The 16332-nt window shown below is 46.8% G+C and carries 14 protein-coding genes; 12 read left to right on the forward strand and 2 right to left on the reverse strand.

The window, feature by feature from the left end; translation table 11 throughout:
• Positions 1 to 324: 324 nt before the first annotated feature.
• Positions 325 to 1482, reverse strand: a complete 1158-nt coding sequence (gene queG, locus NXS07_RS03575; RefSeq protein ID WP_038205915.1) for a tRNA epoxyqueuosine(34) reductase QueG — start codon at positions 1480 to 1482, stop codon at positions 325 to 327.
• Positions 1483 to 1687: 205 nt separating this feature from the next.
• On the opposite strand from queG, the gene tsaE reads away from it, so the two are divergent.
• The 6 genes from tsaE (at position 1688) to hflX (ending at position 8184) form a co-directional block, all read left to right on the forward strand.
• Positions 1688 to 2152: a tRNA (adenosine(37)-N6)-threonylcarbamoyltransferase complex ATPase subunit type 1 TsaE gene (gene tsaE, locus NXS07_RS03580; RefSeq protein WP_038191607.1), complete on the forward strand. Its 465-nt coding sequence runs from the start codon at positions 1688 to 1690 to the stop codon at positions 2150 to 2152.
• Positions 2149 to 3492 (forward strand): N-acetylmuramoyl-L-alanine amidase AmiB, encoded by a 1344-nt coding sequence (gene amiB / locus NXS07_RS03585; protein WP_230579675.1) that lies wholly within the window; start codon positions 2149 to 2151, stop codon positions 3490 to 3492. The genes tsaE and amiB overlap by 4 nt, the downstream gene beginning before the upstream one ends.
• A gap of 25 nt (positions 3493 to 3517) precedes the next feature.
• Positions 3518 to 5461 carry a DNA mismatch repair endonuclease MutL gene (mutL, locus tag NXS07_RS03590; protein ID WP_238125965.1) on the forward strand — a complete coding sequence of 648 codons (1944 nt, stop codon included), beginning with the start codon at positions 3518 to 3520 and terminating at the stop codon, positions 5459 to 5461.
• Positions 5454 to 6395, forward strand: a complete 942-nt coding sequence (miaA, locus tag NXS07_RS03595; protein ID WP_038205924.1) for a tRNA (adenosine(37)-N6)-dimethylallyltransferase MiaA — start codon at positions 5454 to 5456, stop codon at positions 6393 to 6395. The genes mutL and miaA overlap by 8 nt, the downstream gene beginning before the upstream one ends.
• A gap of 108 nt (positions 6396 to 6503) precedes the next feature.
• On the forward strand, positions 6504 to 6806 hold the full coding sequence (hfq, locus tag NXS07_RS03600; RefSeq protein WP_038191613.1) for an RNA chaperone Hfq: 303 nt from the start codon (positions 6504 to 6506) through the stop codon (positions 6804 to 6806).
• A 97-nt stretch (positions 6807 to 6903) separates the two neighbouring features.
• Positions 6904 to 8184: a ribosome rescue GTPase HflX gene (gene hflX / locus NXS07_RS03605; RefSeq protein WP_038191615.1), complete on the forward strand. Its 1281-nt coding sequence runs from the start codon at positions 6904 to 6906 to the stop codon at positions 8182 to 8184.
• 9 nt (positions 8185 to 8193) lie between these two features.
• Here the strand turns inward: hflX and NXS07_RS03610 are convergent, their stop codons facing one another.
• Positions 8194 to 8322 carry a hypothetical protein gene (locus tag NXS07_RS03610; protein WP_256548259.1) on the reverse strand — a complete coding sequence of 43 codons (129 nt, stop codon included), beginning with the start codon at positions 8320 to 8322 and terminating at the stop codon, positions 8194 to 8196.
• Positions 8323 to 8506: 184 nt separating this feature from the next.
• Here NXS07_RS03610 and hflK point away from each other — a divergent pair, with 184 nt between their 5' ends.
• From hflK to rlmB, 6 genes are all read left to right on the forward strand, one after another.
• Positions 8507 to 9751, forward strand: coding sequence for an FtsH protease activity modulator HflK (gene hflK / locus NXS07_RS03615; protein ID WP_071826220.1), 1245 nt, complete (start codon positions 8507 to 8509; stop codon positions 9749 to 9751).
• Between the two features lie 2 nt (positions 9752 to 9753).
• Positions 9754 to 10764, forward strand: a complete 1011-nt coding sequence (gene hflC, locus NXS07_RS03620; RefSeq protein ID WP_038205927.1) for a protease modulator HflC — start codon at positions 9754 to 9756, stop codon at positions 10762 to 10764.
• A 244-nt stretch (positions 10765 to 11008) separates the two neighbouring features.
• Positions 11009 to 12307, forward strand: coding sequence for an adenylosuccinate synthase (locus tag NXS07_RS03625; protein ID WP_038205930.1), 1299 nt, complete (start codon positions 11009 to 11011; stop codon positions 12305 to 12307).
• Between the two features lie 219 nt (positions 12308 to 12526).
• Positions 12527 to 12946, forward strand: a complete 420-nt coding sequence (gene nsrR / locus NXS07_RS03630; RefSeq protein ID WP_038223065.1) for a nitric oxide-sensing transcriptional repressor NsrR — start codon at positions 12527 to 12529, stop codon at positions 12944 to 12946.
• A gap of 55 nt (positions 12947 to 13001) precedes the next feature.
• Positions 13002 to 15440 carry a ribonuclease R gene (gene rnr, locus NXS07_RS03635; protein ID WP_258086188.1) on the forward strand — a complete coding sequence of 813 codons (2439 nt, stop codon included), beginning with the start codon at positions 13002 to 13004 and terminating at the stop codon, positions 15438 to 15440.
• Positions 15441 to 15526: 86 nt separating this feature from the next.
• Positions 15527 to 16264, forward strand: a complete 738-nt coding sequence (rlmB, locus tag NXS07_RS03640) for a 23S rRNA (guanosine(2251)-2'-O)-methyltransferase RlmB (protein WP_038223061.1) — start codon at positions 15527 to 15529, stop codon at positions 16262 to 16264.
• Positions 16265 to 16332 lie beyond the last annotated feature (68 nt).

Here is a 16332-nt window from a genome sequence, read left to right on the forward strand (position 1 = left end):
TTATTTCTGAGATTTTCCACTGAAATACAATTACTGTTTTTTATCCACAGTATTTAACCTTACTACCATATTGACTTGTCTGATGACGCTCTATTTGCTACACAGAGTTATCCACAGTCGGTATTTCCGTATCTGTGTTTTTTGACCCATCATTTAAAATAATAAATCATATTTAACTTATTGATAAGTTAACGTAATTAGCTCCATTTAAAAAGATATTGATTAATATTTAAACTCTTTTTGTCTGTTGATCAACAAGGCATTTTTATTTTATTCACAAGGAAATAGACGGGTTTTTTGACAGTAAATTCGGCTGGTTGATTATTAAGCATCTCTGGGTAGACCTTTGGTGATTGCCCGAATTAATCGCTTCTGCTGTGATGTTTGAACTTCAATCGTATTGGCATTGCGGCGAGTTATTTGCTGATCGATGGCCCAGTGGATATGTTCATCCAGTACCTCACTTAAACCGATTCTTTTTTCCAGTGCCAGCACGATATCATCCTGATAAAGGGCATTACCCAAAGCAACGGAAATATTGCGCAGCCAGCGTAAATAACCAATACGGCGGATTGCCGATCCTTCTGTAATGCGTAGAAACTTTTCTTCGCTCCAACTGAATAAATCAAGTAATTTTGGTGTGTGCAGGGCTGCACGAGGGCTGAAATCTACTTCATCCGTTAATTGTGAAAAACGATTCCATGGGCAAATAAGCTGACAATCGTCACAACCATAAATCCGGTTGCCCATTAACGGGCGCAACTCTTCAGGGATAACGCCATCCAATTCAATGGTCAGATAAGAAATACAGCGCCGTGCATCAATGGTATAAGGTTCAACAATGGCGCCTGTTGGGCAGGTCGTCATACAGGCAACGCAACGCCCGCATTGCTCCTCTTGTGGGGCATCTATGGGAAGGGGAAGGTTAATCAACAATTCGCCGAGGAAAAACCACGAACCCGATTCCCGATTCAATATAAGTGAGTGTTTACCAACCCAGCCGAGACCAGCCTTGGCTGCCAAGGGGCGCTCCATGATCGGGGCAGAATCGACAAAAGGCCGAAAATTCAGAGTTCCCTGATATTCATGAGCACTACAATAGTCTTGAATCTGCCCACCGAGTTTTTTGAGTCGTTGACGCAATAGCTTGTGGTAGTCTCTGCCTAACGAATAGCGGCTGACATAACCCAATTCAGGATTATTCAGTGTACTGGCAAAAGCGGCTTTGGTTGGCAGGTAATTCATGCGCACGCTGATGACCCGCAAGGTGTCAGGCAGTAGTTCATGGGGGCGGGCGCGCATCATACCGTGACGAGCCATCCAATCCATTTCGCCGTGGTATTGCTTATCAAGCCATTCCTGTAGTTTGGGTTCTTCTGTGGATAAATCGGTGTCACAAATACCGACTTGTTGAAAGCCAAGGGAAAGGCCCCATTGTTTGATGTTTGCTGCCAGAAGATTCAGATCGAGAGGGGTTGCCATTGAATATCAAATTACTGCTGCAAAGGGGACGTAGTTTAGCACACAGCGGATTGAATACAAAAAGTGCGGTACGTGGCAGTACGGCGGAGCAGAAGATGTTAAATGATAATGGCTGAGTTATGTTATGGTTATTGGTTAAACTATTTAACTGATAAACCTAAATCTCATTAGGCTTTAATTCAATAAATAAAATAGATACTTTTCGATGAAAGAACTCGTTTTATTACTTCCAAATGAAAATACCACGGTTGCATTGGGCAATGCAGTGGCGGCAGCCGGCGATCGAGGCTATGTTATTTATTTATATGGCGATCTGGGTGCCGGAAAAACGACATTCAGTCGTGGCTTCCTACAGGCGCTCGGCCATCAGGGACATGTGAAGAGTCCGACTTATACACTGGTTGAACCTTATGCTTTGCAACCGCGGCCTGTCTATCACTTTGATCTTTACCGTCTGGCTGATCCTGAAGAATTGGAATTTATGGGCATTCGTGATTATTTCCATCAGGATGCTATTTGTCTGGTGGAATGGCCTCAACAGGGCGCAGGGTTTTTACCTGATGCCGATATTGAGCTGCATTTGAGCTATGACAGTGAAGGGCGGCACGCGCGTTTTGTGGCGTTATCTGAATATGGTGAAAATCTGCTGGATAATCTGAAGTCCTTATGAAGGAATACCCGACCATGATGAATGCTTTCTTTGTGAAAGTGATAAAAAAATGGCAAGCCCATTGGGTGATGTCCTGTGCATTGTTTGTCATGTTGAGTCAACTGATCATGATGACGGCGACAGCGGCTACGTTGTCGAATATTCATGTGAATAATAGCCCATCTGAAGCTACCGTAACGTTGGGATTCACAGGCGGGCATCCTGATTATCGGTTTTTCCCCCTGCATGCTCCTGAGCGGTTGGTGGTGGATATTCGTCAGTCTGGTCATGTCATAGGACTGCCAATGCGTTTATCAGGCCAGGATCTGGTGAAAGTGATTCGAACCAGTCAGTCCCCTGATGCACAGCATAAGCGGTTTGTATTGGAATTGGCACATCAGGCTACCGCGACTTCTTCAGTGAAAGGATCCGCCAGTGAATATCAGGTGGTTTTTACGTTGCAAGCTAATAGTGCAGCGGCTAAGAGTACAGCGAATAGCACCTCGATGCTTAAGGGAAATACTTCATTACATGAAAGTAAGCAATTACTAGCTAATAATGTTCAGTCACCGAAGCAGGAAACAAAGCCTACTCCGGCTCATCATGGGCAGGGAGTGAAAAAGCAGGCAGCTAAGGCAGCACAGGGAAAATACCCGATTGTGATTGCCATTGACGCAGGGCATGGTGGGACAGACCCAGGCGCCATCGGGCAAGGGGGCTTGAAGGAAAAAAACGTGACCATCAGCGTTGCACGCAAGCTGGAAGTTCTTTTACGCAATGATCCCATGTTCAAGCCTGTTTTGACGAGGGATGGCGATTATTTTATCTCAGTTGCTGGACGTTCTGAGGTCGCCCGTAAGCACAAAGCCAATATGCTGGTGTCTATTCATGCGGATGCAGCACCTAATCGCAGCGCCAGAGGGGCTTCTGTTTGGGTACTATCCAACCGTCGCGCAAACAGTGAATTGGGGAATTGGCTGGAGCAGCACGAGAAACAATCGGAATTGTTGGGCGGTGCGGGAGATGTTCTATCCAATGGTGTTAATCCTCTATTGAGTCAGGCTGTGTTAGATTTGCAGTTTGGTCATTCCCAGAGAGTGGGCTATGACGTTGCTGTTCAAGTATTGAGTCAGTTAACTAGCATTGGATCTTTGCATAAGCGCACGCCAGAACATGCAAGCCTTGGTGTGTTACGTTCACCTGATATTCCTTCCATCTTAGTGGAAACGGGTTTTATCAGTCATTTATCCGAAGAGAAGCTTCTGGGGTCTAATGATTATCAGGCGAGATTGGCACAAGCTATTCACTTTGGGCTGCGCCACTATTTTCAGGCTAACCCGTTGCAGACTTCTCCAATGTAATACTAAACCGTAAAGAAGGTTGAATATGGCTATCAGGATTTTACCCCCACAATTAGCAAATCAGATTGCTGCTGGTGAAGTGGTTGAGCGCCCTGCATCGGTGGTGAAAGAATTGGTGGAAAACAGCCTTGATGCCGGCGCTACCCGCATTGATATTGAGATTGAGCGCGGTGGTGCAAAATTAATCCGCATTCGTGATAACGGCTGTGGGATCGACCAGCAAGATCTGACATTGGCACTGGCACGTCATGCCACCAGTAAAATCGCTTCGCTTGATGATTTGGAGGCGATTGTCAGTATGGGATTCCGTGGGGAAGCACTGGCCAGTATCAGCTCGGTTTCACGATTGACTCTGACTTCCCGTACTGAAAGCCAAACAGAAGCGTGGCAGGCTTACGCCGAAGGCCGTGATATGGAAGTCACCGTAAAACCCGCAGCTCATCCCGTCGGTACGACGGTTGAAGTATTGGACCTGTTTTATAACACGCCAGCACGTCGCAAATTCCTGAGAACAGAAAAAACCGAGTTCGGGCATCTTGATGAAGTGGTGCGCAGGATAGCTCTGGCACGGTTGGATGTGGCGATCAACCTGCATCACAACGGCAAATTGGTTCGTCAGTATCGTCCAGCGAAAGAAGAATCTCAGCATGAGCGGCGTTTGGCGGCCATTTGTGGAATGGCGTTTGTGCAACAGGCTCTTGCGTTGTCATGGCAGCATGACTCCTTGTCCATTAAAGGATGGGTTGCTGATCCCATGAATGATACTGCCGGGAGCGATATTCAGTATTGTTATGTCAATGGACGTATGATGCGGGATCGGCTGATTAATCATGCTATCCGCCAAGCTTATCAAGATTTGCTTCAGGGAGAGAAGCAGCCTGCTTATGTATTGTATCTGGAGATCGATCCGCATCAGGTTGATGTCAATGTGCATCCAGCGAAGCATGAGGTACGCTTCCATCAGGCACGTCTGGTGCATGATTTTATTTATCAGGGTGTGGCAGCGGTATTGAAACAGCGGGAGAAGGGAGCTGAACTAGCGCTTGGCTGTGAGGAGCCGGCTGCCAGTTGGGTGCCGGAAAACCGTCCTTCTGCGGGAGAGAACCATTTTCTCCAGCAAAATACGACATCACCGAAGGCGTCACCGCCTTCTCGTGCCGCGACTTCTCCCTTGGTTTCGTCTGGGGGGCATGATAAAGAACAGCCTCAGCTTGATCGCCCGCATTCTGGCAATGACACGCGGCAACTTCATCATGGGGAAAATTACCAGAAGAAACAGGGCGAGTTGTACCAAAAAATGATGCAATTTGCACCAGAGGAGAAACGGCTGCTGTTTCCTGAAAAGGCTGTCTCCGTGAGGGAAAAAGCCGCTCCAGTTCCTGTTTATGCAGCACTTTTGCAGGGAAAAAACAATAGTTACAGTTTTGGCAAAGTATTGAGCATCCATGCTGCCAGTTATGCCTTGATTGAGTCCCCGTTGGGGATTGGGCTACTGTCTTTGCCAGTTGCTGAGCGCTGGCTGAAACAGGTGCAGTTGACGCCAGGGGAGCTAGGGCTTAAATCGCAGCCGCTACTGATACCGCTGAAACTTTCTCTCAGTCAGGCAGAAATCGACGCTTTAAAGCAGAATAGTGAGCTATTGAAGACTTTCGGTATTGAATCTACAGTCGCACATGGAAAAGTAACTATTCATGCGGTATCGTTGCCACTGCGTCAACAGAACCTGCCGAAACTCCTGCCGGAGCTGTTGAACTATCTAGTGGAACAACCCTCGGTCTGTGCTGAACAGGTAGCGATTTGGCTCTCCCGTCACGTTGGGAGCGAACATGAAACGTGGAACGTTGCGCAAGCTGTCCAGCTTTTAGCTGATGTCGAGCGTCTTTGCCCTCAATTGGTGGAATCCCCGCCTGGGGGCTTATTACAGTTAATTGATTTACAAGCAGTGGTGGCACTTCTCAATCATGAGTGATTTAAAAACTCAACATCTGCCGACAGCCATTTTCATCATGGGGCCGACAGCTTCAGGAAAAACGGCGTTATCGATCGCCTTGCGTCAGCATCTTCCTGTTGAATTAATCAGCGTTGATTCTGCGTTGATTTATCGTGAAATGAATATTGGCACTGCGAAACCTACCGCAGCAGAGCAGGCACAGGCACCTCATCGTCTGGTTGACATTCTCGATCCTGCTGAAATTTATTCCGCTGCTGATTTTCGCCGTGATGCTCTGAAAGAAATGGCTGATATCACGGCTGCCGGGAGAATTCCCCTCCTAGCTGGCGGAACCATGCTATATTTCAAAGCATTGCTGGAAGGATTATCGCCCTTACCCTCTTCTAATCCTGATATCCGGGCGCAGATCGAGCAACAGGCGGCCGAACATGGGTGGGAAGCCTTGCATCGGCAATTGCAGGAAATTGACCCCGTTGCAGCAGCAAGAATTCACCCAAATGATCCACAACGTCTCACTCGTGCACTGGAAGTTTTTCGAATTTCGGGTAAAACTCTAACTGCATTGACTGAAACGTCTGGAGAAATATTGCCTTATCGTGTTCATCAATTTGCGATCGCACCTGCAAGCCGTGAAATTTTGCATCAGCGCATCGCCGCCCGTTTTGAACAAATGATCAAATCAGGGTTTGAAGATGAAGTAAAAGCGCTTTATGCTCGTAGTGATTTGCATACAGATTTACCTTCCATTCGTTGTGTTGGTTATCGTCAAATGTGGTCTTACCTTTCAGGCGAAATCTCTCATGATGAGATGGTTTATCGTGGCATCTGTGCGACACGCCAGCTAGCGAAGCGCCAGATCACGTGGCTCAGAAGTTGGGACAATGTGACTTGGTTGGACAGTGACCAACCTGAACAGGCACTGAATACAGTGATGCAGGTTATTAGTACATAAATTCATTGATTGTGTACAATTGATCAGTACAAAGCGTTATTTTTGAGTAGTTACTTTTTCGAACCAACAGGTTCTTAGTTAAGAACAACAAAATAAGGAAAATATAGAATGGCTAAGGGGCAATCTTTGCAAGATCCATTCCTGAACGCGTTACGGCGTGAAAGGGTCCCGGTTTCTATTTATTTGGTCAACGGCATCAAGTTACAGGGTCAGATTGAATCTTTTGACCAATTTGTTATTTTACTGAAAAACACGGTCAGTCAGATGGTTTATAAACATGCTATTTCAACTGTTGTGCCTTCCCGTCCTGTGTCTCACCACGGCAATAATCCGAACGTGACGACTGGCGTTGGAAATTATCATGCTGGCGCTAACCCAGCAGCACAACCGGAAAGTGATGGCGCTGAATAAATCAGTGTCCGTGCCTGACGTAAATAAAAACATAGGTAGGGAGACTTTACCTATGTTTTTTCCTATGGATTTCTACTTAGCCTGAGGGGTTGCACCGTTGTTTGATCGTTATGAAGGCGGAGAATTAGCCGTTCTGGTGCATGTTTTTTTCTCACAGGAAAAAGATACGGAAAATCTCAGTGAATTTGAATCATTGGTGACTTCCGCAGGTGTTTCTCCTGTGCAGATTGTGACGGGAAGCAGAAAGGCACCGAATCCGAAATATTTTGTCGGAGAAGGTAAAGCAGAGGAAATTGCTGAGGCTGTCAAGAACAGCGGTGCAGATGTGGTCTTGTTCAACCATACACTAAGCCCTGCTCAGGAACGTAATCTTGAACGTCTTTGCCAATGTCGTGTCGTTGATCGCACGGGTGTGATCTTGGATATTTTTGCCCAACGGGCAAGAACGCACGAAGGTAAGTTGCAAGTCGAGTTGGCACAATTACGTCATTTATCTACCCGTCTGGTTCGAGGCTGGACTCACCTTGAACGTCAGAAAGGGGGGATCGGTTTGCGTGGCCCAGGGGAAACTCAGCTAGAAACTGACCGCCGCCTGCTGCGTGACAAAATCAAGCAGATTTTGGGGCGTCTCGGCAAAGTTGAAAAACAGCGCGAGCAGGGGCGTCAGGCACGTAATAAAGCTGATATTCCCACTGTTTCTCTTGTTGGTTATACCAATGCGGGAAAATCAAGTTTATTCAACCGGATAACTTCGGCTGAGGTGTATACTGCCGATCAACTTTTTGCTACCCTCGATCCCACTTTGCGTCGGATAGACGTGAATGATGTCGGTACAGTTGTTTTGGCGGATACCGTGGGTTTTATTCGCCACTTACCCCATGATTTGGTTGCGGCGTTTAAAGCTACTTTGCAGGAAACCCGGCAGGCAAGATTGCTGCTGCATGTTGTGGATGCGGCAGACAGCCGTCTGGACGAAAACATTGTTGCAGTAAACAGTGTCCTGGAAGAAATTGAAGCCAATGAGATCCCTTCCTTGTTGGTGATGAATAAAATCGACATGTTGGAAGATTTTGTTCCACGTATTGATCGCGATGAGGAAAACCGCCCGATAAGGATCTGGTTATCCGCACAGACTGGAGAAGGTATCCCGCTGTTATTTCAGGTGTTGACCGAATATCTTTCAGGTGAAATTGCACACTATGAATTGCATTTGCCGCCTGATGCGGGGCGTTTGCGCAGTCGTTTTTACCAGCTTCAGGCCATTGAGCGTGAATGGATAGAAGACAGTGGCCAAATTGGTATTGAAGTCAGGATGCCGATGGTTGATTGGCGCCGACTATGTAAACAAGAATTGAATTTACTTGACTATGTTGTCTGATTGATTGGCTCAGGAAGACAAACAAGGTATCATTTTGTCAGCCATTTCAAGGCGCTTATAGTCATGTAGTAGCTGTAATGGGATGGCGGTGATGGAATGACTGTGCCAGAATTGCAGTGACAGAATCAGTACTGTCAAAAACATCACCCAAAAATATTGGTTGCTTACTAAAACGACGAAATTTGTCGTTTCTGACCACAGAGGCCGCTGTCAGACCTGTCAGGGACAGGCAATGGCCTGTGAAGTGGGAAGCCTCATCCGTTAGGGTGGAGAGCAGTCACCTCTGAAAAACCAGTGAAAAACTAAAAAGTGGAGCTAAAACATGGCGTGGAATCAGCCCGGTAATAACGGACAGGACCGCGACCCGTGGGGAAGCAGCAATAATAATGGCGGCAACTCCGGCGGCAACAATAAAGGTGGTCGAAACCGTGGGGCAACTGATCTCGACGATCTATTCCGTAAGCTGAGTGAAAAACTCGGTGGTTTCGGTGGAAAAAAAGGTGGAAATGGTTCTGAGCAGGGCCCTAAATTTGGTGGCCGTATTATTGGTCTTGCCGTTGCTGCTGCCGTTGCTATCTGGGTTGTAAGTGGGTTTTATACTATCAAAGAAACAGAACGTGGCGTTGTTATCCGATTGGGTAAATTCAGCCATATTGTGCAGCCTGGCTTGAACTGGAAAATGACGTTTATCGATCGAGTCCGAGCCGTTAACGTCGAATCTGTTCGCGAACTGGCGACATCGGGTGTCATGCTGACATCGGATGAAAACGTAGTGCGTGCTGAAATGAACGTACAGTATCGTGTGACCGACCCTGCGGCTTATCTTTTTAATGTCACCAGCCCGGACAACAGCCTGAGCCAAGCGACTGACAGCGCAGTGCGTGGTGTTGTAGGCAAATACACCATGGAAAAAATCCTGACGGCAGATCGTACCATCGTGCGTAACGATACCCAGAAAGTACTGGAAGAAACCATTCGTCCATACAACATGGGGATCACGCTGCTTGATGTTAACTTCCAGACTGCCCGTCCACCAGAAGAGGTGCAAGTGGCATTTGATGATGTTATCGCAGCGCGTGAGGAAGAGCAAAAAACCATTCGTGAAGCTGAATCCTACAAAAATGCTGTTTTGCCTATGGCTAAGGGTGATGCTCAACGCATGATTGAAGATGCCAGAGCCTATAAAGTCAGTGTGGTATTGAATGCTCAGGGTGAAGTGGCAAGTTTTGCCAAAATTCTGCCGGAGTATAAAGCTGCACCGGAAATTACCCGTGAGCGTCTTTACATTGAAACGATGGAGTATGTTCTGAGTAATACCCGTAAGGTCATTGCAAACGAAAAGAGCAATAACATGCTGGTACTGCCATTGGATCAGGTTTTTCGTAAACAAGCTGAAGTACCGAAAACGCAGTCATCAGATGCCAAAGTAGCGCCAGAGAAGAGCGGCTCTACACATTTTGCACCTGAACAAGGACAAACAGGTTATAACAACTCCAGTAATAATCATTCTAGCTATGGCAATCCCAGTAGCCTGCGTGGTGAGACGCTAAGACAAGGGAGACCATAATCATGCGTAAGTCATTCGTCTTTGCTATTGCCGTTATATTGGTTGTGCTGTATACGTCGATATTCATCGTGTACGAAGGTCAGCGCGGTATTGTACTGCGTTTTGGTAAGGTTGCGCGTGATGCGGAAAATAAACCACTGGTTTATCAGCCTGGTCTGCATTTTAAAATTCCATTTATTGAGACAGTCAAAACACTTGATGCCCGTATCCAGACTATGGATATCAAAGCTGACCGTTTCCTGACGCGTGAAAATAAAGACCTGATTGTTGATTCTTACCTGAAATGGCGCATTAAAGATTTCAGCCGCTATTATCTGGCGACAGGTAATGGAGAAATTGCTCAGGCTGAACTGCTGCTAAAGCGTAAATTCAGTGACCGTCTGCGTTCTGAAATCGGTCGTTTGGATGTGCGTGGTATTGTGACGGATTCCCGTGGTCGTTTAACTACCGATGTGCGTAATTCTTTGAACTTAGGGACAAGTGATGGTGATACGGCAGAAACAGCGGACAATCCGGTTGCTTCGGCTGCGGCTAGTGTAGGGCAGGAAACGAAAGGCAAACAGCCCGTTCTGAACCAGAACAGTATGGCCGAGCTGGGCATTGAGGTTGTGGATGTGCGTATCAAACAGATCAACTTGCCACAGGAAATTTCAGAAGCAATTTATCAGCGTATGCGTGCAGATCGTGAAGCTGAAGCACGTCTCCTGCGCTCACAAGGTCTGGAAGAAGCTGAAAAGATCCGTGCAGTAGCAGATAAAACAGCAACTGAAATTAAAGCTAAGTCGAATAGCGAGGCACTTATCCTGCGTGGAGAAGGTGATGCGGAAGCGGCCAAGCTGTTTGCTGATGCGTTCAACAAAGATCCTGAATTCTATGCGTTCATCCGTAGCCTGCGTGCTTATGAGAAGAGCTTCAAGAATGATGGCAATAACATCATGGTACTCAGCCCAGATAGCGATTTCTTCCGTTATATGAAAGCGCCAGTTAAGCAGCACAGTAATACCAATGACTGAGCCGCTCAGATAGGCGAATTGCCTTAATGAACAAAAAGAAATCTAACGCGGCGGAATGAATGACCGCTGCCTAAGCCACTGTAAGAAAACTTGCAGTGGCTTTTTTGTTACTAGCATCATTACGAATGCTTACTTAACAGCCCGTTAATATGACGAAACGAAATAACAGAAGTGAGAAAAAATACTGAAAGGTGCTAAATGAGATGGTAGAATCCATTTTTAAGCAACCGAGTGAACTTTTGAAATGGGTAAGAACGTTGTCGTATTGGGCACCCAATGGGGTGACGAGGGCAAGGGTAAAATCGTCGACTTGCTGACTGAACGAGCTAAGTACGTGGTTCGTTATCAGGGGGGCCACAACGCGGGCCATACACTAGTCATCAACGGTGAAAAAACCGTTCTCCACTTAATCCCATCCGGGATCTTGCGTGAAAATGTCATTAGCATTATCGCAAATGGGGTCGTTTTAGCACCAGATGCTTTGATGAAAGAAATGAATGCGCTTGAATCACGTGGGGTTCCTGTACGTGAACGCCTGCTTATTTCTGAAGCCTGCCCGTTGATCCTGCCTTATCATGTTGCACTGGACAATGCCCGCGAGAAAGCGCGTGGTGCCAAGGCGATTGGTACAACTGGCCGTGGTATCGGGCCTGCATACGAAGATAAAGTAGCACGCCGTGGCCTGCGTGTAGGCGATTTGTTTGATAAAGAAACTTTCGCGGTCAAACTGAAAGAAATCATCGAGTATCACAACTTCCAACTGGTTAACTACTACAACGAGCCTGCTGTTGATTATCAGAAAACACTGGATGATATTCTGGCTGTTGCGGATATCCTGACAAACATGGTAGTTGACGTTTCTGACCTGCTCTATAAAGCAACTCAGAAAGGTGAACTGGTGATGTTCGAAGGTGCACAGGGTACGCTGTTGGATATCGACCACGGTACCTATCCTTATGTGACTTCTTCTAATACCACAGCAGGTGGCGTTGCAACAGGTTCTGGTCTGGGTCCACGCTACGTTGACTATGTTCTGGGTATTATCAAAGCCTACTCTACCCGTGTTGGTGCAGGTCCATTCCCAACTGAACTGTTTGATGAAACCGGCGAGTACCTGCGTCAGAAAGGGCAGGAATTTGGTGCGACAACTGGCCGTAGCCGTCGTACCGGCTGGCTGGATATCGTTGCCATTCGTCGTGCGATCCAAATCAACTCCCTGTCTGGTTTTTGCATGACCAAACTGGATGTGCTTGATGGTCTGAAAGAAGTGAAAATCTGTATTGGTTATCGTATGCCTGATGGTAGCTTGATTGACACTACGCCATTGGCAGCAGAAAACTGGGAAGGTCTTGAAGCAGTGTATGAAACTCTGCCTGGTTGGGATGAAAGCACTTTCGGCGTGAAAGATCACAGCCTGCTGCCAGAAGCAGCACTGAGCTACATCAAGCGTGTTGAAGAACTGACTGGCGTTCCTGTTGATATTATTTCTACTGGCCCAGATCGTGCTGAAACCATGATCCTGCGTGATCCATTTGATGCTTGATTGATAGTTTAATCTTTTAAGTATGTATAACCGGGCCTTATGCCCGGTTTTTACTTTTTGGGGATAGGCTTTTGGGCGAGAGGTTATAAAACGCAGCTCGTTTTGCTTAATTTTTAAAATGCCCACATAATGTGAACAGATAATGATAAACCAATAAACATATATTTTATTTCTTGGTTCTAAATAACCGCTGTTATATCCAGTCGCCCAGAGGTGAGTGTGCAGTTAACCAGTTTTACCGATTATGGCTTGCGCGCCCTGATTTATATGGCTTCTCTGCCTGAAGGTCAGATGACTAGCATTACCGAAGTAACTGAAATTTATGGTGTTTCACGTAATCATATGGTGAAGATAATTAACCAGCTCAGTAATTTAGGTCTAGTTAATGCTGTCAGGGGAAAAAATGGCGGCATTAGTCTGGGTAAGCCTGCCAGCGAGATCAAAATTGGCGATGTAGTCCGTTCACTGGAACCGCTTCCATTGGTTAACTGTAGTGCTTGCTATATCACGCCTGCATGTCGCTTAAAATTAGTGTTGAATCAAGCGGTAGAAAATTTTTTGCAAGAGTTGGATAAACATACTTTGGCCGATATGGTCAAAGACAATCGTCCCCTTTATCAGTTGCTTCTGGCTAAGTGAAGCGAGAGTGAAGCACGGGGAGCAACAGCTTGCTGATGACAACAGAGGAATTACGATGTCAAAAGATCCTTTTCAGGAACGAGAAGCTGAAAAATACGAATCTCCTATCCCAAGCCGTGAATACATCTTGGATATCCTTTCTAAACACACCACTCCGGTAAGTCGTCAGGAATTAGCAAAAGAACTTCAGTTAACCAGTGCAGATGCACAGGAAGCGTTTCGACGTCGCCTGCGGGCAATGGAGCGTGATGGACAGTTGATTTTCACTCGTCGTCAATGTTATGCGTTGCCGGAAAGACTGGATTTGTTGAAAGGTACGGTGATTGGACATCGTGATGGTTACGGTTTCCTGCGTGCGGAAGGCCACAAAGAAGATTTTTATCTGCCAGCAGAACAAATGAAAATGGCAATTCATGGCGATGTCATATTGGCACAGCCTTTGCAACCAGACCGTAAAGGTCGCGTTGAAGTGCGTATCGTTCGAGTACTGGAGCCAAAGAACAGTCAGATTGTCGGGCGATATTTTGTCGATGCGGGTATGGGATTTGTTGTCCCTGATGACAGTCGGCTAAGTTTCGATATCTTGATCCCAAAAGAAGAAATTTGCGGTGCAAGAATGGGCAATGTCGTCGTCGTTGAATTGACGAGTCGTCCGACCCGCCGAACTAAAGCTATCGGCAAGATCGTTGAAGTGCTCGGTGAAACGATGGGTACGAACATGGCGGTTGAAATTGCGCTTCGTACCCATGAAATTCCACATAGCTGGCCACCAATGGTAGAAAAACAGGTGGTCGATCTCGATGAAAATGTACCGGAATCGGCGAAAAAAGGCCGTGTTGACCTGCGTGAACTGCCACTGGTCACGATTGATGGTGAAGATGCCCGTGACTTTGATGATGCGGTTTATTGTGAAAGAAAACGTGGCGGCGGCTGGCGTTTATGGGTAGCGATTGCGGATGTCAGCTATTATGTTCGTCCGCAAACACCTCTGGATACAGAAGCGCGTAGCCGTGGTAACTCAGTCTATTTCCCATCTCAAGTCGTACCGATGTTGCCGGAAATTCTGTCGAATGGGCTGTGTTCTCTGAACCCAGAAGTCGATCGCTTGTGCATGGTGTGTGAAATGACCATTTCTGCCCAAGGCAAGCTGTCTTCCTATAAGTTCTATGAAGCTGTGATGAACTCTCATGCCCGTTTGACTTACACCAAGGTATGGAAAATATTGCAGGGCGATCAAGAGCTGCGTGAACATTACCAGCCGCTGGTGACGCATATCGAGTATCTGCATGAGCTTTATCAGGCACTGGAGCAGGCGCGGGAACAGCGTGGAGCCATTTCGTTTGAGTCTGAAGAAGCGAAATTTATCTTTAACGCAGAACGCCGCATTGAGCGTATTGAACCCGTTACGCGCAGCGATGCCCATAAACTGATCGAAGAGTGCATGATTCTGGCCAATATTGCGGCGGCACGCTTTGTTGAGAAAAATAATGAGCCAGCGTTATACCGAGTCCATGATCGGCCCAGAGAAGAAAGTATTTTAAATCTGCGCTCAGTCTTCAACGAACTGGGTTTGAGCTTATTGGGTGGAATGAAACCTGAACCGAAAGACTACGCTCAATTGATGAAAGATGTGGCTGAACGGCCGGATCATGAATTACTGCAAACCATGTTGCTGCGCTCCATGAAACAGGCGATTTATGATCCGGAAAACCGTGGCCACTTTGGCCTGGCTCTGCGTTCTTACGCGCACTTTACGTCGCCAATCCGCCGTTATCCTGACTTGGCATTGCACCGAGCGATCAAATATTTATTGGCGCAAGAGCAAGAGAATGGTGCCGTTGAACAGCACTGGACACCAACCGGCGGCTGGCATAACGATATGGATCACATGCTGCAATTGGGCAACCATTGCTCCATGACTGAGCGCCGTGCGGATGAAGCAACAAGAGACGTGGCAGACTGGCTGAAATGCGATTTTATGCAGGATCAAGTGGGCAATGTTTTCACTGGCTTGATTACTAGCGTGACGGGTTTCGGTTTCTTTGTCAGGTTGAATGAGCTGTTTATTGACGGCTTGGTACATGTTTCAACACTGGATAATGATTACTACAGATATGATAATGTCGGCCAGCGTCTGATTGGTGAATCTTCTGGCCAGACTTATCGGCTTGGTGATGAAGTAGAGATCCGTGTCGAAGCGGTTCACATGGATGAACGCAATATTGATTTCGCCTTGCTTTCTTCGACCCGAAAGGCGCGTAATCAAGGTAAGACCGCGCGAGATAAGTCGAAAAGAGGTACACCAGAGCGTAACAGTAGCAAAAAAGGGCGTGATCATAAAAAATCAGCCAATTTTGAGCCAGACAACGCCTCCCGTAAAAAGAAAAAAGCGGAAAAGCCTAAAGCAAGCAAGAAGAAAACGTCAGACAAAACCAAAAAGATTACTGCAAAATTGAAAGCGAAACGCGTGAAAAAAACGCAGGAAAATAGCTGACAAATACAGAGAATCAGGGCGGCTTCTGCTGCCCTCCATTTTTCAGGTATCATTTAAGATATCAGTGAGTTAGGTATCAACCAGTCATGAGTGAAATTATCTACGGTATTCATGCCGTTAAAGCCTTGCTGGATCGCGATCCTCAGCGATTCATGGAAGTTTATGTATTGAAGGGACGTGAAGATCGTCGCTTAACCCCATTGTTACGGGAATTGGAAGATATTGGTATTGCAGTTCAACTGGCTAATCGTCAATGGCTGGATACTCAGACAGAAAGCGCGGTACACCAAGGGATCATTGCCAAAGTTAAACCTGGGCGCCAGTATCAGGAAAGCGATTTACCGGATTTTCTATCGCAGTTGGATCGTCCTTTTTTGCTGGTACTGGATGGCGTTACTGATCCCCATAATCTTGGGGCTTGTCTGCGTACTGCGGATGCTGCTGGCGTTGATGTAGTCATTATTCCTCGTGACCGCTCCGCACAACTGAATGCAACCGCCAAAAAAGTCGCTTGTGGTGCAGCAGAAAACGTACCGCTCATTCGGGTGACCAATCTTGCCCGTACCTTGCGTTTGCTGCAAGAAAGCAATATCTGGATTGTGGGAACTGCGGGTGAAGCTACCCATTCGCTGTATCAGAGCAAGCTTACTGGCCCGATGGCTTTGGTGATGGGTGCAGAAGGGGAAGGAATGCGCCGCCTGACACGCGAACATTGTGATGAATTGATCAGTATCCCAATGGCGGGTTCTGTTTCTTCTCTGAACGTGTCGGTTGCGACTGGGGTTTGCTTGTTTGAAATTATGCGTCAGAGAAGCGCCCAGTAATTTTTTGTCCTGCATGATGCGTTTCATTGGGACATCATTGGAAATAAGAATAAACGCGTTTTTTCTTT

This window comes from Xenorhabdus bovienii (assembly GCF_024721015.1).
Taxonomy (GTDB): domain Bacteria; phylum Pseudomonadota; class Gammaproteobacteria; order Enterobacterales; family Enterobacteriaceae; genus Xenorhabdus; species Xenorhabdus bovienii.

Coding starts and splice junctions, on each gene's coding strand:
- queG (WP_038205915.1), bottom strand. CDS start 1,482: ATGGCAACCCCTCTCGATCTGAATCTTCTGGCAGCAAACATCAAACAA.
- tsaE (WP_038191607.1), top strand. CDS start 1,688: ATGAAAGAACTCGTTTTATTACTTCCAAATGAAAATACCACGGTTGCA.
- amiB (WP_230579675.1), top strand. CDS start 2,149: ATGAAGGAATACCCGACCATGATGAATGCTTTCTTTGTGAAAGTGATA.
- mutL (WP_238125965.1), top strand. CDS start 3,518: ATGGCTATCAGGATTTTACCCCCACAATTAGCAAATCAGATTGCTGCT.
- miaA (WP_038205924.1), top strand. CDS start 5,454: ATGAGTGATTTAAAAACTCAACATCTGCCGACAGCCATTTTCATCATG.
- hfq (WP_038191613.1), top strand. CDS start 6,504: ATGGCTAAGGGGCAATCTTTGCAAGATCCATTCCTGAACGCGTTACGG.
- hflK (WP_071826220.1), top strand. CDS start 8,507: ATGGCGTGGAATCAGCCCGGTAATAACGGACAGGACCGCGACCCGTGG.
- hflC (WP_038205927.1), top strand. CDS start 9,754: ATGCGTAAGTCATTCGTCTTTGCTATTGCCGTTATATTGGTTGTGCTG.
- NXS07_RS03625 (WP_038205930.1), top strand. CDS start 11,009: ATGGGTAAGAACGTTGTCGTATTGGGCACCCAATGGGGTGACGAGGGC.
- rnr (WP_258086188.1), top strand. CDS start 13,002: ATGTCAAAAGATCCTTTTCAGGAACGAGAAGCTGAAAAATACGAATCT.
- rlmB (WP_038223061.1), top strand. CDS start 15,527: ATGAGTGAAATTATCTACGGTATTCATGCCGTTAAAGCCTTGCTGGAT.